Origin of the sequence: Haloferax sp. Atlit-109R (genome assembly GCF_003665865.1) — an archaeon.
In the GTDB taxonomy this organism is placed as follows: Archaea; Halobacteriota; Halobacteria; order Halobacteriales; family Haloferacaceae; genus Haloferax; species Haloferax volcanii.
The window spans coordinates 110534-132730 of sequence record NZ_QPLO01000002.1; the positions used below are offsets into that span (position 1 = coordinate 110534).

Here is a 22197-nt window from a genome sequence, read left to right on the forward strand (position 1 = left end):
TTTTTCGGCGCTCATTCGCAGACGTACTGGAACGACTCGACTGAGAGACCGGAATCTCCACCGTCACCGTCGCCGCCTTCGTCCCCGTCGCCGCCACCGTCACCGCCTGAACTCCCACTGAGCGTCACCGTCGTGTTCGTGTTCCAGCAGTAGCACGCCGCGTAGGCGACTGTTTCGGACGCCGTGGCCGTTTCGATAGTGAGTTCGTACACGTCGCCGATAGGGACCCCGAATCCGACGGTCGACTCGCCGGGCGGGACAGTCCGGGCCGTCTCCGAGACGACCGCGTCACCAGAGCGAGTCCCATCCACGTCGTCACTGTCGGCGCCCGCGCCGTCGGGCCGAACGAGCGTCAGCGTCAGGTCGCGCTCCGCCTCGCTCTCGTTTTCGACGTGAACCGAGACCGTCTTGGGCCAACCGGAGCCGACCCGGAGCGAGCCATCTGCCGCGACGAGCACCGCGAGGGTCGGCCACCCCCATTTCTCCGGGATGTCCCACTCGTGGGTCGCGGTGCGGCCGTCTTCGGTCTCCACGACGACCTCGTAGGTCCCGTGGGACGCCACGAGCGGCGGCGTCGAAACCTCGCGGTCGGTCGCCGCGTCGAAGGTGCGTTCGAAAACGCGCCCCCCGTCGTGGTCGATGGCGACGGTGAGCCGAGCGTCGGCGTCGCTCCGGTTCCGAATCGTCGCCCCCGGCGGCGCGAAGATGTCCGCCGCGCCCGGAACGGTGTACGGGAGGTCGGCGTCGTCGAGTACCGGCGTCACGCGCTGCCGCGCTTCGAGGTCGGCGTCGGACGTGACGACGAGTTCGAGGCGGCGCGCCTCGTTCGTGACCGTCCACCCGTAGTCGAGCGTCGCCCCCGTTTCGAGTTCCGCGACGACGCGGTAGCTGCCGTCGCCGACGAGGTCGTTCGCGACGTTCCGGCCGTATCCGGGTCCGGCCCCGACGTCGAGCGACCCGTCGAAGTGTGTCTCGTCGCCGTCGGTCACTCGGACCGACAGCGTGTGCGGTTCGTCGTCCTCGTTGACGACTGAGAGGCCGACGCCGGGGTTCGGCTTCGGTCCCGACGTGTTCGTCTCGGTCGTCGAATCGGCCGTCGAGTCGGTCGTTGTCGTGGTCGTCCGTGGGTTCGTTGGGGTCTCGACTGACTCGTCCGAGTCGGTGAGACAGCCGGCTGCGAGCCCGAGTGCCGAACAGGCGACCGTCGAGAGGAGGGCGCGGCGCTTCATCGACGCATAGCTGTCAGCGGTCGTATGAGTGTCTTGTGTCGGCCGAGTCGTGCGCGACAGCCGAGCGCGGCCGCTCGCGTCGGCGGCGACGAAGAAAAAATCGGGTCTGTCGGGTCGGTCTTAGCTATCCGGGCCGGAGAGCGCCGTCTCGATGACGGAGGAGTACGACGACTCGCCGATGTTGAACGCGACCTGGTTGTACACTTCGCCGTCGAACGAGTCGCTGAACACGCTCGCGAAGCGCTCCGAGAGCTGCTGGCCGTAGTCGTTGTTGACGTACAGCGTCGAGACCGAACTGGCTTCGAGGCGCTCGGCCATGACCTGCGCCATGACGCGGCCCTGCAAGAAGTCCGAAGGCGCGGTCCGGAAGATGAAGTCGTTGTCGTCGAGGTTCGAGACGGACAGCGCCGTCGAGGACGGCGAGCAGCCGACGATTTCGTTCGGGATGAACGCCTGCTGCGAGACGGGGACGTTCACGCCGGACGACGCGGACCCACAGACGGACGGAACGCCCGCGGAGACGAGCGACTGCGCGGCGGAGACACCGGCGTCCGGGGACGTCTGGGTGTCTTCGATTTGGGCGTTGACCGAGAGTCCGGCCGGGTTGGCGTCGTTGACCTGCATGACCGGAATCTGACCGGCCTGAATCATCGGCGCACCGACGGCCGCGAGGTCGCCGGTCTCGGGCAGGAGGATACCGATCGACATCTCGCGGTCGGAACCGCCGGGGCCGCTGTCGGCCGCCGGTCCGGAGCCGTCAGGACTGTCGCCTTCGAAGCTCTGGACGTCCTCTTGGCTCGTCGCGTTGTTGTCGGCGTCGAACGTCCAGATGGCGTACGCGGCTTCCGCCGGGTCGCCGTTCTCGTCGAAGTTGACGGACGACGACGCGCCCTGGTAGTCGATGTCTTCGCCGTTCGCGGCGGCCTCGACGCCCTCGACGAGGTTGTCGGGGCCGACGGTCATCCCGCCGGGGTTCGCCATCCGCCGCATCTGGTCTTTGATGGCCGGCCCGGAGTTTTCCCCCGCAGCGGCGTTCGCGAGAAGCTGAATCGCGACCGAGTCGTACGTCTGCGACGTGAAGACGCCCGGCGCAGCGTCGTACTCGTCTTCGAACAGTTGATTGAACGTGTCTTGGTTCGGGCCGCCCGCTGCGGGTGCCGTCCCGGTCACGTTCGCCATGTCGTTGCCGACCTGCCCGGGCATCGACCCGGAGCGCATCCCGTCGGGAACGAGTATCTCCTCGCTCCCGTCGGACGCGCTGTAATAGTCGCGGAACAGCTGAATACCGCTTTCGGGGTAGCCGATGACGACGAGCCCTTCGGGGCCGCCGCCACCGCCACCGCCGCCACCGATGCATCCGGATAAGCCAGTCAAGCCTGCCGCGCCCGCGGCTCCCACTCCCTTGAGGAAGTCGCGGCGTACGATATCACGTACCATGTGAAAGCCAATGGCAACTCCCGCTTATAAAACTTACTTCCTGCGTTTGAAAAGCCATGATAATTGCGACCGACGGCGGCGCGAGAATCGGTTGTGTGAAACTGCCTGTCAATGTGTTTTATATACTCGTCAGTCGAAGCCGGCGAACCGCTGCGTTCAAACCCGTTCGCGGGCGTCTTTGGGACAATGACCATCCCGTCGTTCGTCATCGGTATCGCCGGGGGCAGCGGTGCCGGAAAGACGACCGTGGCTCGACTCATCACGGAGAACGTCGGTGAGTCCGTGACCCGGATTCCGATTGACAACTACTACAAAGACCAGAGTCACCTCGATATGGCCGAACGCGAGCAGTTGAACTACGACCACCCCTCCGCGTTCGAGTGGGACCTGCTGTACGAACAGCTCTCGGAGCTCATGGAGGGACGGGCGGTCGAGATGCCGCAGTACGACTTCGAGATTCACAACCGAAAGTCCGAGCGTGAGACCGTCGAGCCGACCGACGTCATCATTCTCGAAGGGATTCTCGCGCTCTACGACGAGGACGTAAACGAGATGCTCGACCTTCGGCTCTACGTCGAGACCGACGCCGACGTTCGCATCCTCCGGCGCATCCAGCGCGACGCCATCGACCGCGGGCGCGACCTCCAGGGCGTCATCGACCAGTACCTCTCGACGGTCAAGCCGATGCACGAGCAGTTCATCGAACCGACGAAGAAACACGCCGACCTCATCATCCCCGAAGGGGCAAACAGCGTCGCCGTCACGCTGCTCGAAGAGAAGGTGCAAGCCGAAGTCGAGGGCGACGAGACGCGCACCTGGGAGCGCGACGCTATCGAGCGGGAAGTCCAAGAGCGGACCTCGTTCCGCGGGTCCGGAAACTAACTCGCCGTCGCGGGTCGAACGTTCGAGCTTCGAAGACTACGCTTTCTTGCCGGTGACGAACTGGTCTGCGCCCTCGTAGAACCAGAAGTCGTTTTCGCGCATCGCCTTGCCGACGGCCTTGTGTAGTTCGACGAAGTCGCCGAACTCCTCGCCTTCGACGTGTTCGAAGATGTCCGAAAGCGAGACGACGCGCTCGGAGTCGAGTCGGATGGGGTGGTCGCCGTACTCCTCGACGAACGCCGCTTTGTTCAGCGGGAAGTCCTCGTCTTCGTCGACCTTCTTCGCGATGACCGCCTGGCCGTACTTGCGTCCGCCTTCGCTCCCCTCTTCGCCGTCCGGGTCGTGTGGCCAATCCATACCCGAGTGTTGGCAGGCCGATTCAAAGCCGTTACGCATCTGTTGATATCTGTCATGCGGAACGCCGCGTGGTCACGGTGTTTGCTACCGATGAACAAGAAATATACGCGTGGCACGCCATGGTTCTTGGAGTCATGCGAGCGACCGAGCGCCCGACGTTCGAATCCGAGGCGAGCAAGGTTATCTACGAGTACGTCGAGCGGCACGGCACCGCCAAGCGAAACGTCCTCCTCGACGTCGCGCCCGTGCCGTCCGACGAGTTCCGAACCGAACTCGACCGACTGAAATCGCGCGGCTACCTCGAAGAAGACGGCGGCACGCTCCAGTTGGCGCTCGACGTAGGCACCATCGAGGAACACGACACCGACGCCGGCATCGTCACTATCCGGCCCGGCCGTCAACGCGATTTCGAGGGCCTCATCGACGCGATTCGAGACGTGACCTCCGAGGAGACGTACGTCGTCGCCGAGACCATCGCCGAACAACTCCTCTACGACGAGGCGGTCACGCGCCACAACCGCGTCGAGTCCCGCGTGTTCTTCGTCGCGACGCTCGGCGAGGAGGTCGTCGGCTGGACGCACCTCGACCTCCCGCAGGTGTCGCGCATCCGCGAGACCGCCCAGCAGACCGTCGGCGTCAAGGAGGACTACCGCGGGGCGGGCATCGGCAGCCTCCTGTTGCGCCGCGGCCTCGACTGGGCCGAAGCCAACGGCTTCCGGAAAGTGTACAACAGCGTCCCGATGACGAACGACCGCGCGCTGGAGTTCCTCGGCGACCACGACTGGGAGACCGAAGCGATTCGCAGAGACCACTACACCATCGGTGACGAACACGTCGACGAGGTGATGATGGCGTACCGGTTCTGAACGGGTCGAGGGCTGTGGGTCGCTTTTTCGGGGTCGTTGGTGTCGCTTGGAGTGGATGCGGTGGGACTGGGATTTGAACCTCACTCGCTCCGCTCACGTCGTTCGCTCCGCTCCCTGCTTCAAATCCCAGTCCGTCTCCGATGTCCACTCACAGAGCCGCGCAGATGCCACTGCGCGGCGTAGGGTTCGTGGAAAATGCGGTGGGACTGGGATTTGAACCTCACTCGCTCCGCTCACGTCGTTCGCTCCGCTCCCTGCTTCAAATCCCAGTCCGTCTCCGATGTCCACTCACAGAGCCGCGCAGATGCCACTGCGCGGCGTAGGGTTCGTGGAAAATGCGGTGGGACTGGGATTTGAACCCAGGATTCCGTGAGGAAACCTGCTTTCAAGGCAGGCGCGTTAGGCCACTCCGCCATCCCACCTTCACACGGGGATTTTGAGTCGGATACCTAAGAGTTGTCGCTTCGCTCAGTCGCGGACGAGTTCCAGCACGCCGTCGGTCGACTCGACCCGGAGTCCCTTCTCGAAGACGAACGTCGTCGTGTGCTCGGGGACGAGCCGCTCGGATTCGACCCGCGACCGGAGCATCGGCACGACCGTGGCGAGGTCCGCGCCGGTTTCGAGGACCGGAAGCATCGGGACGTAGTCGAGGCCGTGACCCGCGTCGTCGGCGCGGCGAGCGAGCGTCTCGACTTCCGGCTCCGCGTAGGCGTCGGTGAAGTCGATGGGGTCGAGGAAGCCCGAGAAGTAGACGCGGCCCTCCGTCGAGGGGCCGAGGACGACCGGCGTGCTCCGGAGCTTCATCGCCGCGCTGTCGAGGTGCGTGCGGCCGAGCAGCGGCGCGATGGGTCGAACGACTGCCGCCGAGTGGACCTCCTCCTCGTTGAGCAGATGCGAGACGGTGTTACCCGCGCGGGCGGAGAACGTCGAGCCGACCTGCGGTTCGAACCGCGCGTCGTCGGTGCCGCCGAGGGCGTCGGCGACGACGCTCCGAATCTCGGCTTCCGAGTCGTGGTCCCCGGCGAACTCGTCGGGGAGGTCGTCCTCGGCGCGGTAGTTGACGAGGAGGTCGCCGCCCGACCGCTCGACGGCGATACAGACGTCTTTGAGCATCGCGGCGTAGAGGTCCGCGGCTTCGGCCTCCGAGAGCGGACTCGTCTCCGCGAGTTCCGAAAGCACCAGTCCCGGCCGCGGCGGTTCGGCGAGTACGGCGATGACCGTCATACCCTCCCCTCGCGCCGGGGAACCCTTGAACCCGCCGCTTGCGGGACGCGGCCCCGGACGCGACGGGAATCGTCCGCCCGACTCAGCGACTCTGCCGTCCCTTCGTCTGCCGGTAGTCCCGGCCGAACACGGACTCGCGGACGTGTTCGACGAACGCCTCGGCGTCGGCGTCGGTCAGGCGCTCCGGCTCCTTCATCGGGACGAGTTCGAAGCCGCGGCCGCGGATGGTCGTCGCGTGTTCCGCGTCGACGTCGAAGCTGTCGGCCGCGCGCGTGGTGTAATCGAACGCGAGCGCCTCCAGCGCGGCCTGTCCGACGGGGACGATGATGTGCGGGTTTATCATCCGAATCTCCGCGTTCAGGTAGGGCTCGCAGGTCGCAACCTCGTCGTCGCTCGGCCCGCGGTCGGGGTGTCGACAGCGCGTGAGATACGTGAAAAAGACGTTCTGCACGTCCGGCTCGTCGGCGTCCGGCTCGGACCGGACGAAGCCGAGGTCGCCGAGGATGCGCTGGACGCGCCGTCCGGCCTCGTCGCCGGTAAAGGGCACGCCGGTCCGCTCGGCGGCCGCGGTCGGAGCCTCGCCGACGAACAGGAACTCCGCGCCCACGTCGCCGTAGCCGTGGACGACCTGCTCGCGCGTCTCGCAGAGCGCCGAGCAGTTCGTGCAGTCGGTGTCCATCGAGAAGGGGTTCCGGAACTGGCGTTGGTGTGCGTCCACACCCTCGAATTCGGCTCCGGAACCAAAACCCGCCCGGTCCGCGCAGGTTCAGCGCTCCCCGGCTTTCAGTCCGTGGTGAAAGTGAACACGAAGTGGACTGGCAAGTGAGTCCCCGGAGACGACGCTAGCGGTCGAATCGCGGACTCGAAGAAAGCGGAAGTGAACGTCCGGAGGCGGACGCCGGGCGGAGTGTTGGAGAGACGTGGTCTCGGACGGCTCAGCGGTCGATGCCGCCCTGCGCCTTGATGTCCATGATGTGGCGGACGTTCAGGTAAATCTCCTCGGGCGAGGTGTCGCCGTCGGGGTCGTAGAGGTCGCTGACGCGGTAGAGGATGGCCGACACCTGCCGGCTCTCGGAGGACTCGCCGTAGATGTCGTCGGCGATTTCGCGGAGGAACGCGACGCGCTCGGGGTCCGCGGGGAAGTCGGCGTCGGAGTCCGGGGCCATCTCCCAGTCGACCTCCTCGGCATCGCCGTCGGTGTCCGCCCCGGCGTCAGCGTCGGTGTCCACGTCCGCGTCAGCGTCGGGTCGCCCGTCGTCGCTCATCGCTCGCTGACGGTCCGTCGCTGGACGACACCGACCATGTCGGCGATGTTCTCGGTCATCACGCGGAACGCGTCGGCCGTCTCGTCGTCGTCTTCGAGGACGATGGGCTTGCCGCCGTCGCCGCCCTCGCGGACGACCGGGTCGAGCGGGAGCGCCCCGAGGAACGGCAGGTCGTTCGAGGCGGCGAACTCGCGGCCGCCGCCCGCGCCGAAGATGTCGTGGCGGTTGCCGCAGTCGGGACACCGGAACGTGCTCATGTTCTCGACGATGCCGAGGACGTTCGTGTCGTGCTTGCCGAACATCCGGAGGCCCTTGTTGGCGTCGTCGAGGGCGACGTTCTGCGGGGTCGTGACGATGACCGCGCCCGTGAGCGGGAGCGTCTGGAGGATTGATAGCTGGGTGTCGCCCGTGCCCGGCGGCAGGTCGAGCACGAGGTAGTCGAGGCTGCCCCACTCCACGTCCTCGACGAGTTGGGTGAGCAGCTGGTGGACCATCGGGCCGCGCCAGATGACCGGGTCGTCGTCTCCGACGAGGAACGCCATCGACATGAGCTTCATCCCGTACTTCTCGGGCGGGACGATGGTCTGGTCTTGGGTCGCCTGCGGCGCTTCCTCGGCGGCGACCATCCGCGGGACGTTCGGCCCGTAGATGTCGGCGTCGAACAGGCCGACGCGCGCGCCGAGCTTCGAGAGGCCGGCCGCGAGGTTCACGGCGACCGTCGATTTGCCGACGCCGCCCTTCCCGGAGGCGACGGCGATGATGTTCTTCACGCCGGGGAGCACCTCCTCGTCGGGGTCGCGGTCGGTCGGCACTTTGGCGGTGAGGTCGACCTCCAGCCCGTCCTCGGCGAGCACCTCGCGGATTCGGCGGCCGATGTCCGTCTCCGCCGGGGAGTACGGCGCACCGAGCGCGAGCGAGATACGGACGGTGTCGCCGTCCACCTCGACGGCGTTCACCAGTCCGAGCGAGACGACGTCGTCTCCGAGGTCGGGGTCCTCGACCGCACGCAAGCGGTCGCGTACGTCGGCTTCGTCCATGTCCGTCACTCCGGCGGTGCGGCCGATAAGGGTTTTGTAAGGTCTCGTCGCGCGGTGACGGTCGCAGGCGACGACCCGACCGACACCGGCTTCGAGACGCCGAGAGCGTAACGGATTCCAGTTACCACGCCACGGTCATCGACAGCGAATTTATCAACGTACGCTCCCAGGATTCGGTATATGGTGCTGGTGGACGACTTCGGCCGCGAGGTAACCGGCGTTCGAATCTCTCTGACCGACCGGTGTAACTTCGACTGCGTCTACTGCCACAACGAGGGGCTGGGCGACACCCGCGGGCCGATGGACGCCTCGGACGAGGAGATGAGCGCCGACGACGTGGTCCGGTTTCTCGAAGTCGTCGAGGAGTACGGCGTCGAGAAGGTGAAGTTCACCGGCGGCGAGCCGATGCTCCGCGCGGACCTCGAAGAGATTATCCGGCGGACGCCGGACTCGATGGAGACCTCGCTCACCACCAACGGGACGTTCCTCGGCGACCGCGCCGAGGACCTCGTCGCGGCCGGCCTCGACCGGGTGAACGTCTCGCAGGACGCCCTCGACCCCGAGGCGTTCGCGCAAATCACGAAGTCCGGCGCGTACGACAAGGTGATGGAGGGCGTCAAGGCCGCCGTCGACGCCGGCCTCACGCCCGTGAAGCTCAACATGGTCGTGTTCACGAAGACCGCGGGCCACGTCGAGGAGATGGTCGAGTACGTCGCAGAAAACCCGGGGTTACAGCTCCAACTCATCCAGTACATGCCCGAACTGACGGGCAAGCCGGAGTGGAACATCGACATCGAGCGCGTCCACCGGTGGCTGACCGACCTCGCCGACGAGGTGGAGGTCCGCGATATGCACCACCGCCGCCGCTACTACGTCGGCGAGGGCATGGTCGAAATCGTCGACCCCGTCGAGAACCCCGAGTTCTGCGCCAACTGCCATCGCGTGCGCGTGACGCACGAAGGATACCTGAAGGGCTGTCTCAACCGCAACGACGACCTACGCCCGATGGGCGAGATGACCCGCGAGGACATCCGCGAGACGTTCGAAGCGGTCGTCGAAAACCGCGTGCCGTACTACGGCGAGTACCTCGTCCGCGACGGCGACGACGGCTGGACGATAAACGAAGAGTACATCGGGGCCTGAGAACGCCCCTCCGACGCGCGAGTTTTTCTCCTCCGACGACCTCTCGGGGCGCATGACTGTCACCGTCGAGCGAGTGGTTCTCGCGACGGACGGAAGCGCCTCCGCGGCGACCGCCGCGGCCCACGCGCTGTTTCTCGCCCGCGTCCTCGACGCGTCGCTCCACGCCGTCTCCGCGACCGGCACGCCGCAGTCCTCCGCGACCGAGACGACCGAAACCGAAACCGCCGGAGCGTCCGCCAGCGCCGCCTTCGAAGCGGAGGAAGCCGTCGGCGCGGTCACGCGTCGGGCGCTCCTCGCGGGCGTTCGTCTGACTTCGGAAGTCGTCGGCGGGCCGGCCGCGACAGCGGTCGAACGCGTCGTCGGTGACGGCGACCTCCTCGTTCTCGGCCGCCACGGCCGCTCGGGTCCCGGTCGGTTCCTCGTCGGGTCGGTCGCGGAGCGCGTCCTCGACGCGCCGCCGGTTCCGACGCTCGTCGTCCCGTCGGCATCACCCCGGCCGACGTACCGGCGGGTGGCGCTCCTCGCCGCCGACGGAGCACCGTCCGCGTCGGCCGAGACGCTGGCTCGTCGCATCGCTGCGGCGACCCGCGGGGTTCTCGAACCGCTCGCGGTCGTCGACGAGCGCGGTGCCGAAACCGCGTCGCGCGAGGCGTGCAGGACGCTCGAAACCGAGGCGAGAGCCCGCGTGAACGCCGTCGCCGCCGCGGCCGCGAGAGACGCAGTCGAGTCAGGCGGAACCGTCCGAACCGGCGTCCCCGCGACCGAGCTGCTGGCGCACGTCAAACGGACGGGAGCCGACGCGGTCGTCCTCGGCGTCGGTGGGGACGACGAGGCTCGGCTTGCGGGGTACCGTGCCGCCGGAACCGTCGCCGGTCGCGTCGTCCGCCACGCTGAGGTTCCGACACTCGTCGTCCCACCGAGCGCGGGCGACGGCGAGGCTTCCGGGCCGCGCGGGCGACGATGAAACGCCGAATCCGTTTGTAGTTCTGTTCAATTTATACGTGCGCACCACGAACCGTCGCGTGTTGCTCGGGCGTGCGGGCGGCCGCAACGGACCGCCCGAATCTCCACAAGCCGACCCGTCGAATCCGTTTACTGCTCCCCGGCCGCTGCATCGCACGCGAACTGGCTTCGGCTTCCGACCCCGACCCCGACCGCGACTCCACCGACGCTTTACGAACGGAACTCTCATGAGCGAATCCCAATCGAGTCCACGTATGTCCGCACTCACGAAACTCCGCCCCTGGCTCGCCGCGATACTCGGCCTCGTCATCACGGGTCTCGGGCATCTGTATCTACGACGCTGGCGGCGGGCCGCGTTCTGGGTGCTTCTCACGTTCGCGGTGTCCGCGCTGTTCGTTCCGGTGGAGGCGTTCGACCCGCTGACAGGCGGTGCGGTCATCCCGCCGTCGGAGTTCGCCGCGGTGCTCAGGGAACTGGTCCCCATCCTCGTGGTGAGTTTCGCGAGCGTCCTCGACGCCTTCTTCCTCGGCTTGCGGCAGGCCGCGGCGCGGGCGGACCGCTCCGCCGTCGAAGACGCCGAGGAGTCGGCGGCCACCGTCACCGACCCCGTCGCCGACCCCGACGCGGCCACCGTTACGTGCCCCGAATGCGGTCGCGAGGTCGACGCCGACATCGACTTCTGCCACTGGTGTACGACCCCTCTCGACGACCCGGCCGACCGCTGAGATGCCACCGCGGGGTCGAAAGAGTGCCCCCGTCCGAACCCCCGACGGAGTCCACGCCGAACTGACGCGACCCGACCTTACCGCTCTTTCTCGACGAAGTCGACGACCGCCTGCGCCCCTTGGAAGCCGTCGGCGAGGCGGTCGACGAGTTCGCCGTCTTCGAACAGGAGGAGCGTCGGGACGCTCCGAATCGTGTACCGCTCTGCGACCGACATATCCGTCTGCGGGTTCAGCATCGCGACGACCACGTCGGTTGCTTTCGAGACGTTGCCGAGGACGGGTTCGATGCTCTGACACAGCGTACAGCCCTTCGTGTAGATGTCGAGGAGGACGCGGTCGTGTTCGGCCACGAGGGCGTCGAGTTCCTCGACGGTGTCGATTCGAACGGGCTTCGTCGGCGCGGTCGCGGACTCTGTCGAACTCATTGATGGAAATACGTAACCAGAGTTCTTATGATTTTGGAGAGGTGGTGTACCATACCACGATTCGGCGGCGAGCGGCGGTGACTCGGGCTGTCACGCGAGGTCCCTTTCGTGATGTTTAAGTAATGCCCCCGTCTCGTAACGGATGCAATCGATGTAGGGGAATGTCGTCCCCGAGTCCGGAAGGGCGAAACTAACACGACCGAAGTGTTGCGGTAGCCAAGCCTGGCCCAAGGCGCTGGGTTGCTAACTCAGTGGCGTCAAGCCCCCGGGGTTCGAATCCCCGCCGCAACGCTCACAACACGACTTCCAAAGTCATGAGTGCAGAAGAACCACAGGACGGCTCTCCGGAGGAGGAAGAGGACCTCCGTTACTTCATCCGAATTGGTCAGACCGACCTTGACGGAACGAAGACGGTAGAGCGCAGTCTGACGGACATGAAGGGTATCGGCAAGCGCACAGCGCGCATCATCGCCGACGCCGCGGAAGTGGACCGAACGGCGCTGTTCGGTAAGCTCCCCGAAGGCGAGATCGACTCCGTTGTCGATGTCGTCGAGAACTTCGAGGACCACGCCCCCGAGTGGATGGCAAACCGACGGAAGGACTTCTTCTCCGGTGACACCGACCACATCACGGGTTCGGACCTCGAAGAGAAGCGGCGGCATGATATCAACCGCATGAAGATGATCAGCTCCTACAAGGGCGTTCGACACCAGCGCGGCCAGAAGGTTCGCGGCCAGCGGACGAAGTCCACTGGACGTACCGAAGGCACCATCGGTGTCAACGTCGAGGAGATCAAGGAGGCGCAGGCTGAAGAATGACGACGGGTAACAACACCAAGTTCTACGAGACCCCGAACCACCCGTTCCAGGGCGAGCGCATCGCACAGGAATCGGACCTCCTCTCTCGGTACGGTCTCAAGAACAAGGAAGAGCTCTGGCGCGCGCAGTCCGAACTGCGCAACCTCCGCCGCGAGGCGCGACGCCTCCTCGGCGAGGCCCAGGGCGACGTCGAAGAAGCCGAGTCGCTCGGTGCCGAGTTCATGGCGCGCATGCGCCGCTACGGCATCCTCTCTGCGGAGGACGACATCTCCCAGACGCTGCGTCTCGACGTGACCGACATCCTCGAACGTCGGTTCCAGACGGTCGCCTACCGCAAGGGGCTCGCACAGACGCCCCAGCAGGCCCGTCAGTTCATCGTCCACGGTCACGTGACCGTCGACGGTGCGCGGACGACCGTCCCCTCCCGCAAGGTCGAGGTCGACGAAGAGGACACCGTGGCGTTCGACGAGACGTCGAAGCTCGCGGACGAACTGCACCCTGAGCGCGCGGAGGCCCAAGAATGAGCGAATCCGAAACCGGTGACAAGTGGGGCATCGCCCACGTTCACGCATCGTTCAACAACACGCTCATCACGGTGACTGACATCACGGGCGCCGAGACGATCGTCAAGTCGTCCGGTGGTTCCGTCGTCAAGCAGAACCGTGACGAGGCATCTCCGTACGCGGCCATGCAGATGGCAGAGAGCGTCGCCGACCAGATCAAGGCGGCCGGTATCGCCGGTCTGCACGTCCGCGTTCGCGGTCCCGGTGGCAACGGTAACAAGAGCCCCGGACCCGGCGCACAGGCAACGATTCGCGCCCTCGCTCGCGCCGGTCTCGAGATCGGTCGCATCGAGGACGTGACGCCGATTCCGCACGACGGAACTCGCGCGCCGAAAAACAGCCGACTCTAACACACCATGGTAAACGACTTCCAGGTCGAGTTCATCGAACGCGAAGACCGACGCGCCCGTTTCGTCGCGCGCGGTCTGACCCCGGCGCTAGCCAACGGCATTCGCCGGGCGATGGTCGCCGACGTGCCGACGTTCTCCATCGACACCGTTCGGTTCGTGGAGAACACCTCGGTCATGTTCGACGAGATGATCGGGCTTCGTCTCGGTCTGGTTCCGTTGACCACGCCTCTCGACGACTTCGAACCCGGTGACACCGTCACCGTCGCGCTCGAAGTCGACGGGCCGGCAACCGCCTACTCCGGGGATATCGAATCCGCGGACGACATGGTCGTCCCGGCGGACGAGAACATCCCCATCATCGAGCTGAAGGAGGGCCAGCGCCTCGAGTTCGAGGCCGACGCCGTCCTCGGCTACGGAAAAGACCACGCCAAGAACCAAGGCGGGGTCGCCGTCGGCTACCGACACCTCCAGCGCGTGGAGGTCGTCGGCGACGCCGGCGAGTTCGATGAACAGGAGCCGAACATCCTCCGCGGCGTCATCGAAGAGGCCGCGGCGGAGCACGCCGAGGGGGACGCCGAAGACGGCGACCTCGTCGCGACGGAGACGTTCGGCAACGACCTGACGGAGCGGTACCCCGGAAAAGAGGTCGAAGTACACGACGTGCCCGGCGCGTTCGTCTTCAGTGTGGAGACGGACGGGTCGTTCGACGTCGACGAGCTCGTGACGCGCGCCGTCGCCTCCTTGGGTGACCGCGCGGCCGAACTCGAAGAGAAGGTCGCACTGTAAGAATGAACACTGCCCCGTCTCAACACCGGCGTTCGCCCGCCCCACGAGGGGTTGCAGCCACCGATAGCGTGGCGTGTGACTCCCTCACGGCGGCGGGTCGGACCGAAGGTGTTTTTACGGGGCATGAAGTACAGCGGAATGCTTGCAGGGATAGCCAAGTCTGGCCAACGGCGCAGCGTTCAGGGCGCTGTCTCATAGGAGTCCGCAGGTTCAAATCCTGCTCCCTGCACTCCGCTTTCTCTCTGGAGGTAGACAATGAGTAAGACGAACCCGAGACTCAACAGTCTCATCGCCGAGCTGAAGGCGGTCTCGCGTGAGTCCGGTGCCAACGTCTGGCAGGATGTCGCGGACCGTCTCGAAAAGCCACGGCGCACCCACGCGGAAGTCAACCTTGGTCGTATCGAACGATACGCTCAGGAAGACGAGACCGTCGTCGTGCCCGGCAAGGTGCTGGGTAGCGGTGTGCTGCAGAAGAACGTCACAGTCGCGGCCGTGGACTTCTCGTCCACCGCTCGAAAGAAGATCGAGCAGGTCGGCGACACCGTGACGCTAGAACAACTCGCTGAACAGAACCCCGACGGGTCCAACGTACGGGTGATCCGATGAGCCTCGCAGAATTCGACGCAGACGTCGTCGTCGACGCTCGAAACTGCATCGTCGGCCGCGTCGCCTCGGAGGTCGCACAGCGCGCCCTCGCAGGCGAGACGGTCGCCGTCGTCAACGCGGAAGACGCCGTCATCACGGGCTCGGAAGAGGACGTGATGGCCAAGTACAGAAAGCGCGTCGAAGTCGGTTCGGACCAGGGTCCGTACTACCCGAAGCGTCCCGACCGCATCTTCAAGCGTGCCATCCGCGGCATGCTTCCGTACAAGAAGCCCCGCGGCCGCGAGGCGCTCTCGAACGTCCGCGTCTACGTCGGCAATCCGTACGACGAAGACGGCGAGATGCTCGAAGACACCTCGCTGGACCGCCTTTCGAACATCAAGTTCATCTCGCTCGGAGAGGTCTCCGAGAAGCTGGGTGCTAACGTCACATGGTAACGAACACGTCCGGTAAGAAGAAGACCGCAATCGCCCGCGCCACCGTGCGTGAAGGCGAGGGTCGAGTCCGAATCAACTCCCAGCCGGTCGAGCTGGTCGAGCCGGAGATGGCCCGCCTCAAGATGCTGGAGCCGTTCCGCATCGCAGGCGAGGACCTCCGCTCGCAGGTCGACATCGACGTGCGCGTCAACGGCGGCGGCGTGGCCGGTCAGGCCGACGCAGTCCGCACCGCGCTCGCTCGTGGGCTGGTGCAGTACCTGAACGACGCGGAGCTTCGCGACGCGTACATGGAGTTCGACCGCTCGCTTCTGGTCAACGACGTTCGCCAGTCCGAACCCAAGAAGTGGGGCGGACCGGGCGCGCGCGCTCGTTACCAGAAGTCCTACCGCTGAGGTGATCTAACCATGATGATTCCCGTCCGGTGTTTCACCTGCGGCACAGTGATCGGCGAACACTGGGACGAGTTCAAAGCCCGTGCTCGCGAGGGAGACGAGGACCCCGCTGACGTCCTCGACGACCTCGGGGTCACGCGTGCCTGCTGCCGGCGGATGATGGTGTCGCACAAGGACCTCGTGGACGTCGTATCCCCCTACCAATGATGCAACGGTACAACCGATACGAGAAGGCACGCATCCTCGGCGCGCGAGCGCTGCAGGTCTCCTACGGGGCCCCGGTTCTCGTCGATTCGGAACAGACAGAACCGATATTAATCGCCGCTGAGGAGTACGACGCAGGTGTACTTCCGTTCACCGTCAAACGAGAGGGTAAGTGACAACATGACTCGAATCACATCCGTAGCTCTGCGCCGCGTGCTCGACTCCCGTGGAAACCCGACGGTCGAAGCCGACGTGCTCACCGAATCCGGTGGGTTCGGTCGCGCTGCGGCCCCCAGCGGGGCATCCACCGGCGAGTACGAGGCGATCGAACTGCCGCCGACCGAAGCAATCGCCGCCGCGCGGCGACACGCGGTTCCCCGACTCGTGGACGAGGTCCACGCGGGCAACCAGCGCGAGGTCGACGCGACGCTCCGCGCCGCCGACGGCTCCGAGAACTTCTCGGAAATCGGCGCGAACAGCGCGGTCGCCATCTCGATGGCGGCGGCCAAGGCCGGTGCCGACGTGCTCGGTGCGCCCCTGTACCAGCATCTCGGCGGCGCGTTCCGCGGCGACAACTTCCCGACGCCGCTCGGGAACGTCATCGGTGGCGGTGAACACGCCAAGGAAGCGACGAACATCCAGGAGTTCCTCGCCGCGCCGGTCGGCGCGCCGAGCGTCTCCGAAGCCGTCTTCGCCAACGCGAAGGTCCACGCCCGCGCGTCCGAGATTCTCGACGAGCGCGGCGTACCCGCCGCGAAGGGCGACGAGGGTGCGTGGGCACCGCCGGTCTCCGACGCCGAGGCGTTCGAAATCATGGGCGAAGCGGTCTCCGACGTCGAGGACGAACTCGGCTTCGAGATCGGCTTCGGTCTCGACATCGCCGCCTCGGAGATGTTCGAAGACGGCGTCTACCACTACGGTGACGAGACGAAGACGACCGACGAGCAGATCGACTACGTCGCCGAGATGGTCGACGAGTACGACCTCGTCTACGTCGAAGACCCCCTCGACGAGAACGACTACGAGGGCTTCGCGGAGCTCACAGAGCGCGTGGGCGACCGCACGCTCATCTGCGGTGACGACCTGTTCGTCACCAACGTCGACCGTCTGCAGGACGGCATCGACGTGGGCGCCGCGAACTCCATCCTCATCAAGCCGAACCAGATCGGGACGCTGACCGACGCGTTCGACGCCGTCGAACTGGCCTCCCGAAACGGGATGGACGCCGTCATCTCTCACCGCTCCGGTGAGACGGAAGACGCGACCATCGCACACCTCGCCGTCGCAACCGACGCGCCGTTCATCAAGACTGGCACGGTGCAGGGCGAGCGAACCGCCAAACTGAACGAACTCATCCGCATCGCGGACGACGCAGTATGAGCGACAACGAAAACGACGCGGTGGAGGTCGCAGACGAGGAACCCGAGACGGAGACCGAAGCGGTCGCCGAGACGGAACCCGCCGAGGCCGCCACCGAAGACGAGACAGCAGAGACCGCCGAGGCGGCCGACGACGCCGCCGAGGCCGAAGAAGCAGAGCCGGAACCGGCCTTCGACGAGGACGTCATGCCCGACGAAGACGCCGACCTGCTCATCCCGGTCGAGGACTACCTGGCCGCCGGTGTCCACATCGGTACCCAGCAGAAGACCAAGGACATGGTCCGGTTCATCCACCGTGTCCGCGACGACGGGCTCTACGTGCTCGACGTCAGCCAGACTGACTCGCGAATCCGCACCGCCGCGGACTTCCTCGCGAATTACAGTCCGGAGCAGATTCTGGTCACGTCCTCCCGCCAGTACGGTCGCTTCCCGGCCGAGAAGTTCGCCGACGCCGTCGGCGCTCGCGCCCGCACGGGCCGCTTCATTCCGGGTACACTGACGAACCCGGACTACGCCGGCTACATCGAACCCGACGTGGTCGTCGTCACCGACCCGATTGGTGACGCGCAGGCCGTCAAGGAGGCCATCACGGTCGGCATCCCGGTCATCGCGATGTGCGACTCCAACAACCAGACGTCGAACGTCGACCTCGTCGTCCCGACGAACAACAAGGGTCGACGCGCGCTGTCGGTCGTCTACTGGCTGCTGGCCAACGAGACGCTCGACCGCCGCGGCTCCGACACCGTCTACGCCCTCGAAGACTTCGAGGCCGAACTGTAGTTCGGGACGACCTTCCGATTCGACTTTTCTGACGCTCGCCCGGTGAGCGGCGGCGCTGTCGCTCAGTTCGGTGCAGCCACGACGACGCCGACGCGAGTCGAGTCGACGCCACGCGAGACCGCGGCCCCGAATCCGCCACAAACGGTTTTGTGCGTCATTCCCATAGCTAAACACATGAGCAAACTCCTTCACCAGCTCACCGTGGGCGAACTCGCAGACAGGGTGGACGCGGGAGAGTCGTTCACCGTGGTCGACACGCGGCCGCCCGAGAGCTTCGAGTCGTGGCACATCGAGGGCGCGGTCAACGTCCCTTTCCACCCCGTCGACGGCCTCGGCGGCGACTGGGACTGGGACCGCGTCGGCGACCTCGTCGGTGAGGGGCCGGTCGTCGCCATCTGCGGGAAAGGGCTGTCTTCGACGTCGTTCGGGTTCGAACTGGCCGAACGCGGCTACGACGACGTGGAGGTCGTCAAAGGCGGCATGGAAGACTGGAGCAAACTGTACGAGGTAGTCGAACTCGACACCGGCGACGACGATCTGTTCGTCGCGCAGGTCCAGCGCCGCGCAAAGGGCTGTCTCGGCTACGTCGTCGGCTCGCGGTCGGCCCGCGAGGCGGTCGTCGTGGACGCCACCCGGCAGATTCACGAGTTCGAACTCGTCGCCGCCGACGCCGGGATGACGGTCGCTGGTGTGCTCGACACGCACGTCCACGCCGACCACGTCTCGGGCGGGCGAGCCCTCGCTGACCGCCTCGGCGTGCCGTACTACCTCGGGGCGGAGGCGACCGACCGCGACGTGGCCCACGAGTTCACCGCGCTGGACGACGGCGAGACGCTGGCCGTCGGCGACTACGATATCGAGGCGATGCACGCGCCGGGGCACACCTCGGACATGACGAACTACCTCGTCGACGGTCGGTTCCTCCTCACCGGCGACACGCTGTTCGTCGAATCGGTCGGCCGGACGGAACTCCAGTTCGGTGATTCGGACGCCGCGACGGGGGCGGAACTCCTCTACGAGACGCTTCACGACACGCTGTTGTCGCTGCCCGACGAGACGCGCGTCCTCCCCGGCCACGTCTCCGTCGGGGCGGACGGGCGCTACGGCGTCGCCGCGCCGGGCGAACTCGTGAGCGCGACGCTCGGCGACCTGCGCGAGGGACTCGACTTGCTGTCGATGGACGAGTCGGCGTTCGTCGCCCGCGTCACCGAGGACACGCCCGAGAAGCCCGCGAACTACGAGCGCGTCATCGACATCAACACCGGGCGGGCCTCGGTCGGCGGCGAGGAGGAGGCGACCGAACTCGAACTCGGACCGAACAACTGCGCCGCCTGAGCCGACCGTCCGGCATCGGTCGGTGATTCGAGGCTTTTCAGGACGGAATCGGTCGGTTCAGGACAGTTCGACCGCGCCTAACCGACCGTCGAACAGGTCGTGGTCGAACCACGCCATGCGCCGGTCGCTGTATCGAATCTCGGGACCGAGCGACAGCGCGGTGCGCGCGCGGTCGAGGTCGGTGACGCCGACGAGGAACGCACACGGCCCCTCTCCGACCTCGTCGATGCGCGCGTCGAGCGCGCCGTCGCCGGGTTCGCACAGGGCGAGCGGCGTGCCCGGAAGCGTGGCGAACTCGGGAAACGGGCCGTTGATATCGACCGGCGAGGGGTACCGGTGTCGCCGGGCGAACAGCGCCGCGGTCGCCTCGCGGTCGCGGGTGGCGACGACGACGGTCTGGAGGCCGCGAAGCGACGCGTTCGGCGCGGCCTCCGGGACGCGGTAGCCCCGCGGGGTGCGGTCGTGAATGAAAAAGGGGAGTCGCTGGTCCGACCCCTCGAAACACATGTCCCACTCGACGAGGCGGCCGTCCGGTCGGGCGCGAGAGGCCTCGTGGGGGCCGTCGACGGGGAGGCCGGCGTCGATGGCGGTCTTGGCGCTGGCGGCGGCGTCGTCGGTCTCCAGACACCACGCCGCGGGGCCGGCGTCGGCAGCGAGGTAGTCGGGCCAGAAGCCGGCGTCCGTGGCGTCGGTCCCGAGCGTCGGCGCGATGAGTTCGAGGTACGATCCGTCGGGGAACGGCACGACGGCCATGTGGGTCGTCCCGGTCCCGTGTTCGCCGCCGTACGTCGGCGTCAGTCCGACCTCGCTCGCGGCCGCCCGGAGTTCGTACAGTTCGGTCCCACCGAACGCGACGTGGTCGATGGTTCGGTCCATACGCCTTCCACGTTCGACTCGGTATAGTGCTTAGGGGCGGTCCTGTCTGCGAGTTAGCGAGTCGGACTCCCCCGACCGAAGCGTTTTGCGTCCGGCCCACCACGATACGGTATGAACCTCTTTCGGAGCGTCAGAGCGGTCGCGGACGCTTCGGCAACCGGCTCCGGAACCATCGACTGGGACGCCGTCGCCGAGGCCGCGAAGTCCGCGACCGACCCCGGCTCGCTCGACCTCACGGACGCCGAGCGCGCGGGCTACGCGGCAGACGTTCGCGACGCGCGCGACCGCCTCGCGGCCGTCGCCGAGGTGGAGTTCGACGTGCCCGAGGTCGTCGAAGTCCAGAACCGACACCACTGGATAGACGCGAACGTGGCGACGTTCCGCCGGGTGATGGTCCCGTTCGAGGAACACGGCCCCACCGTGCTCCCCGGGTTCACGCGCGCCGTCAACACCGGGTCGTTCGCCTTCGTCCTCTCGTTTCTCGGCAACAACGTCCTCGGCCAGTACGACCCGCTGCTCCTCGCCGACGGCGACGACGACCACGGACTGTACTTCGTCCACCCGAACATCCGCCGGGTCGCCGACAGCCTCGACGTGGACTACCCGCGGTTCCGCCGCTGGATTGCCTTCCACGAGGTGTCGCACGCCGCGGAGTTCGGCGCGGCCCCGTGGCTCTCGACGCATCTCGAATCGCGGATGCAACGCGGGGTCGACGCCCTCGTCGACGGCGACCTCGACCGCGACGCCTTCCGCGAACTCGACACGGCGATGACCGCCGTCGAGGGCTACGCGGAACTGCTGATGGACCGGGCGTTCGACGACGACTACGAGGACCTCCGCCGGAAGCTCGACGAGCGTCGGCAGGGCGGCGGCCCGGTCGCCAAACTCGCGCGTCGGCTCCTCGGACTCGGCCTCAAGCGCCGGCAGTACGAACGCGGCGCTCGCTTCTTCGAGCACGTCGCCGACGAGCGCGGCGTCGCCGCCGCGTCGCAGGTGTGGGACCATCCGGAGAACTTACCGACCGACGCGGAACTGGACGCGCCCGAGCGATGGGTCGCCCGGGTGTCGCCCTGAGGGCGGCGTCGCTACCGGCGGTTCACCGCGGTGAACTCGCGGCTCCACCGCCGCAGATACCACGTGAGGAGCCCCCCGATGACCACCCCACAGAGCAGCGCGACTGCGGCCTGAACGAGCGTCGCCCCCGCCTGCACGGCGACGAGCGCGGCCGACGCGCCGACCAGCAGGATGAAGCCGATTTTGAGTCGGTTGTTGGCGAGTCGCGTCTCCTCGTCGCTCATGCTCGAACCGACCATCGTCCCTCCGAAGTCGCGCCGTGCGGGGAGTGTCGCGACCGCCCGCCGAGCCTATCGTCCATATCCGTGTATTGGATGCCGAGGGTTTGAAACCGAGGTTCTCACTGGAAGCCGCGGTCGACGCCGTCGGACTCGATGAGGTCGTCGAGGTCCGACGAGAGCAGTTCGTCGGCGTCCGTGAACTCCTCCGTGAGGTCGTCGAGGCGGTCGGGCCGGGCGTCGAACTCGTAGTCCATCGGGCCGAACGCCGGACTGTCGAGCGCCTCCATCACGTCGGTGAAGAAGTCGTCGGCGGTGGTCGGCGCGTCGGCGTGGACCTTCACGGTCTCTTCGAGCCGCCGCGCCATCGACTCGGCCTGCGACTCGTCTTCGGGCGGGTTCTGGACGGCGAACCGGCCGGGGGTGGCCTCGCCGTCGCCGTCGTCGCGCCGACGCGGGAACAGCGGGTCGAGGTCGTCGTCGATGCGGCGGGCGACGCGAGCGCCGACGCCGCGGACCTCGTAGGGGTTCTTCGCGTACGTCTTCAGCTGGTAGACGCCGGCGTCGGGGTGGGCGAGAAAGAGGTCCTCGCCGAGGCTTCGGCGGCGATTCCCCGCGACGGCCCGCCACGCGTCGGGGTCGCGGTCGCGGTCGCGGCCCGCGTCGACGACCTCCGAGAGGATGTCCTGCCAATCTCTGACGCGCATGGATGTGCGTACCGCGCGGGAGAGAAAGAGCGTGACGGTCGCGGGGGGTTCGGGCGCGCCCCGCCCCGTCGCGGGCGCACGTCCGGTCCCCGGGTTCCACCGACGGCTATTTGCCCGCGCCT

General features: G+C 66.7%; 29 protein-coding genes and 3 tRNA genes. 20 read left to right on the forward strand and 12 right to left on the reverse strand.

Annotated elements, in window-relative coordinates; translation table 11 throughout:
• Positions 1 to 11 precede the first annotated feature (11 nt).
• Positions 12 to 1229, reverse strand: a complete 1218-nt coding sequence (locus DVK03_RS09130) for a hypothetical protein (RefSeq protein WP_115802782.1) — start codon at positions 1227 to 1229, stop codon at positions 12 to 14.
• A 120-nt stretch (positions 1230 to 1349) separates the two neighbouring features.
• Positions 1350 to 2666, reverse strand: a complete 1317-nt coding sequence (locus DVK03_RS09135; RefSeq protein WP_115802783.1) for an ABC transporter substrate-binding protein — start codon at positions 2664 to 2666, stop codon at positions 1350 to 1352.
• A 186-nt stretch (positions 2667 to 2852) separates the two neighbouring features.
• Between DVK03_RS09135 and udk the strand changes: the two genes are divergently transcribed.
• Positions 2853 to 3548, forward strand: coding sequence for a uridine kinase (gene udk / locus DVK03_RS09140; protein ID WP_115802784.1), 696 nt, complete (start codon positions 2853 to 2855; stop codon positions 3546 to 3548).
• 36 nt (positions 3549 to 3584) lie between these two features.
• Here udk and DVK03_RS09145 read toward each other — a convergent pair whose 3' ends face one another.
• The gene (locus DVK03_RS09145) at positions 3585 to 3905 is read right to left on the reverse strand and encodes a DUF5785 family protein (protein ID WP_004061318.1); all 321 of its coding nucleotides are present in this window, start codon (positions 3903 to 3905) and stop codon (positions 3585 to 3587) included.
• 134 nt (positions 3906 to 4039) lie between these two features.
• On the opposite strand from DVK03_RS09145, the gene DVK03_RS09150 reads away from it, so the two are divergent.
• Positions 4040 to 4771, forward strand: coding sequence for a GNAT family N-acetyltransferase (locus DVK03_RS09150; protein WP_004043038.1), 732 nt, complete (start codon positions 4040 to 4042; stop codon positions 4769 to 4771).
• A 338-nt stretch (positions 4772 to 5109) separates the two neighbouring features.
• Here the strand turns inward: DVK03_RS09150 and DVK03_RS09155 are convergent.
• The 5 genes from DVK03_RS09155 to DVK03_RS09175 all read right to left on the reverse strand — a co-directional run bounded on the left by DVK03_RS09155 (position 5110) and on the right by DVK03_RS09175 (position 8297).
• Positions 5110 to 5193, reverse strand: a tRNA-Ser gene (locus DVK03_RS09155).
• A 46-nt stretch (positions 5194 to 5239) separates the two neighbouring features.
• On the reverse strand, positions 5240 to 5995 hold the full coding sequence (locus tag DVK03_RS09160; RefSeq protein WP_004061319.1) for a hypothetical protein: 756 nt from the start codon (positions 5993 to 5995) through the stop codon (positions 5240 to 5242).
• A gap of 82 nt (positions 5996 to 6077) precedes the next feature.
• Positions 6078 to 6713 carry a uracil-DNA glycosylase family protein gene (locus tag DVK03_RS09165; RefSeq protein WP_115802785.1) on the reverse strand — a complete coding sequence of 212 codons (636 nt, stop codon included), beginning with the start codon at positions 6711 to 6713 and terminating at the stop codon, positions 6078 to 6080.
• Between the two features lie 217 nt (positions 6714 to 6930).
• On the reverse strand, positions 6931 to 7260 hold the full coding sequence (locus tag DVK03_RS09170) for a hypothetical protein (RefSeq protein WP_004043035.1): 330 nt from the start codon (positions 7258 to 7260) through the stop codon (positions 6931 to 6933).
• Complete coding sequence (locus tag DVK03_RS09175) at positions 7257 to 8297, reverse strand: Mrp/NBP35 family ATP-binding protein (RefSeq protein ID WP_115802786.1); 1041 nt, start codon at positions 8295 to 8297, stop codon at positions 7257 to 7259. Before DVK03_RS09175 ends, DVK03_RS09170 begins: the two co-directional genes overlap by 4 nt.
• Positions 8298 to 8477: 180 nt before the next feature.
• Between DVK03_RS09175 and moaA the strand changes: the two genes are divergently transcribed.
• The 3 genes from moaA to DVK03_RS09190 all read left to right on the forward strand — a co-directional run bounded on the left by moaA (position 8478) and on the right by DVK03_RS09190 (position 11128).
• Positions 8478 to 9440, forward strand: coding sequence for a GTP 3',8-cyclase MoaA (moaA, locus tag DVK03_RS09180; protein WP_008576166.1), 963 nt, complete (start codon positions 8478 to 8480; stop codon positions 9438 to 9440).
• Positions 9441 to 9492: 52 nt separating this feature from the next.
• Entirely contained in the window at positions 9493 to 10404 is a 912-nt protein-coding gene (locus DVK03_RS09185; RefSeq protein WP_115802787.1) for a universal stress protein, read from the forward strand.
• Between the two features lie 253 nt (positions 10405 to 10657).
• Positions 10658 to 11128 (forward strand): zinc ribbon domain-containing protein, encoded by a 471-nt coding sequence (locus DVK03_RS09190; RefSeq protein WP_115802788.1) that lies wholly within the window; start codon positions 10658 to 10660, stop codon positions 11126 to 11128.
• A gap of 77 nt (positions 11129 to 11205) precedes the next feature.
• Here the strand turns inward: DVK03_RS09190 and DVK03_RS09195 are convergent, their stop codons facing one another.
• On the reverse strand, positions 11206 to 11553 hold the full coding sequence (locus DVK03_RS09195; protein ID WP_004043030.1) for a co-chaperone YbbN: 348 nt from the start codon (positions 11551 to 11553) through the stop codon (positions 11206 to 11208).
• 206 nt (positions 11554 to 11759) lie between these two features.
• Between DVK03_RS09195 and DVK03_RS09200 the strand changes: the two genes are divergently transcribed.
• From DVK03_RS09200 to DVK03_RS09265, 14 genes are all read left to right on the forward strand, one after another.
• Positions 11760 to 11844, forward strand: a tRNA-Ser gene (locus DVK03_RS09200).
• 23 nt (positions 11845 to 11867) lie between these two features.
• The gene (locus DVK03_RS09205) at positions 11868 to 12371 is read left to right on the forward strand and encodes a 30S ribosomal protein S13 (protein WP_004061326.1); all 504 of its coding nucleotides are present in this window, start codon (positions 11868 to 11870) and stop codon (positions 12369 to 12371) included.
• A complete protein-coding gene (locus DVK03_RS09210) occupies positions 12368 to 12895 on the forward strand; it encodes a 30S ribosomal protein S4 (protein WP_004043028.1) in 528 nt (175 codons plus the stop codon). Before DVK03_RS09205 ends, DVK03_RS09210 begins: the two co-directional genes overlap by 4 nt.
• Positions 12892 to 13284, forward strand: coding sequence for a 30S ribosomal protein S11 (locus DVK03_RS09215; protein ID WP_004043027.1), 393 nt, complete (start codon positions 12892 to 12894; stop codon positions 13282 to 13284). Before DVK03_RS09210 ends, DVK03_RS09215 begins: the two co-directional genes overlap by 4 nt.
• A gap of 6 nt (positions 13285 to 13290) precedes the next feature.
• Entirely contained in the window at positions 13291 to 14070 is a 780-nt protein-coding gene (locus tag DVK03_RS09220; RefSeq protein WP_004061327.1) for a DNA-directed RNA polymerase subunit D, read from the forward strand.
• Between the two features lie 144 nt (positions 14071 to 14214).
• Positions 14215 to 14299 (forward strand) — tRNA-Leu (locus DVK03_RS09225).
• A 26-nt stretch (positions 14300 to 14325) separates the two neighbouring features.
• Entirely contained in the window at positions 14326 to 14676 is a 351-nt protein-coding gene (locus DVK03_RS09230; protein WP_004043025.1) for a 50S ribosomal protein L18e, read from the forward strand.
• Positions 14673 to 15110 (forward strand): 50S ribosomal protein L13, encoded by a 438-nt coding sequence (locus DVK03_RS09235; protein WP_004061328.1) that lies wholly within the window; start codon positions 14673 to 14675, stop codon positions 15108 to 15110. Before DVK03_RS09230 ends, DVK03_RS09235 begins: the two co-directional genes overlap by 4 nt.
• Entirely contained in the window at positions 15104 to 15502 is a 399-nt protein-coding gene (locus tag DVK03_RS09240; RefSeq protein WP_004043023.1) for a 30S ribosomal protein S9, read from the forward strand. The genes DVK03_RS09235 and DVK03_RS09240 overlap by 7 nt, the downstream gene beginning before the upstream one ends.
• 12 nt (positions 15503 to 15514) lie before the next feature.
• A complete protein-coding gene (locus DVK03_RS09245) occupies positions 15515 to 15709 on the forward strand; it encodes a DNA-directed RNA polymerase subunit N (protein ID WP_004061330.1) in 195 nt (64 codons plus the stop codon).
• On the forward strand, positions 15706 to 15882 hold the full coding sequence (locus tag DVK03_RS09250; RefSeq protein WP_004043021.1) for a DNA-directed RNA polymerase subunit K: 177 nt from the start codon (positions 15706 to 15708) through the stop codon (positions 15880 to 15882). The genes DVK03_RS09245 and DVK03_RS09250 overlap by 4 nt, the downstream gene beginning before the upstream one ends.
• 4 nt (positions 15883 to 15886) lie before the next feature.
• The gene (gene eno / locus DVK03_RS09255) at positions 15887 to 17086 is read left to right on the forward strand and encodes a phosphopyruvate hydratase (protein WP_004043020.1); all 1200 of its coding nucleotides are present in this window, start codon (positions 15887 to 15889) and stop codon (positions 17084 to 17086) included.
• A complete protein-coding gene (rpsB, locus tag DVK03_RS09260; RefSeq protein ID WP_004043019.1) occupies positions 17083 to 17865 on the forward strand; it encodes a 30S ribosomal protein S2 in 783 nt (260 codons plus the stop codon). The genes eno and rpsB overlap by 4 nt, the downstream gene beginning before the upstream one ends.
• A 174-nt stretch (positions 17866 to 18039) precedes the next feature.
• The gene (locus tag DVK03_RS09265) at positions 18040 to 19200 is read left to right on the forward strand and encodes a rhodanese-like domain-containing protein (protein WP_115802789.1); all 1161 of its coding nucleotides are present in this window, start codon (positions 18040 to 18042) and stop codon (positions 19198 to 19200) included.
• 57 nt (positions 19201 to 19257) lie between these two features.
• On the opposite strand, the gene DVK03_RS09270 is transcribed toward DVK03_RS09265, so the two are convergent.
• Entirely contained in the window at positions 19258 to 20076 is an 819-nt protein-coding gene (locus DVK03_RS09270) for a VOC family protein (RefSeq protein WP_115802790.1), read from the reverse strand.
• Positions 20077 to 20187: 111 nt separating this feature from the next.
• On the opposite strand from DVK03_RS09270, the gene DVK03_RS09275 reads away from it, so the two are divergent.
• Positions 20188 to 21150, forward strand: coding sequence for a zinc-dependent metalloprotease (locus DVK03_RS09275; protein ID WP_115802791.1), 963 nt, complete (start codon positions 20188 to 20190; stop codon positions 21148 to 21150).
• Positions 21151 to 21161: 11 nt separating this feature from the next.
• Here DVK03_RS09275 and DVK03_RS09280 read toward each other — a convergent pair whose 3' ends face one another.
• Both DVK03_RS09280 and DVK03_RS09285 read right to left on the reverse strand, forming a co-directional pair.
• Entirely contained in the window at positions 21162 to 21389 is a 228-nt protein-coding gene (locus DVK03_RS09280) for a hypothetical protein (RefSeq protein ID WP_004043015.1), read from the reverse strand.
• 101 nt (positions 21390 to 21490) lie between these two features.
• Complete coding sequence (locus tag DVK03_RS09285) at positions 21491 to 22075, reverse strand: hypothetical protein (protein WP_115802792.1); 585 nt, start codon at positions 22073 to 22075, stop codon at positions 21491 to 21493.
• Positions 22076 to 22197 lie beyond the last annotated feature (122 nt).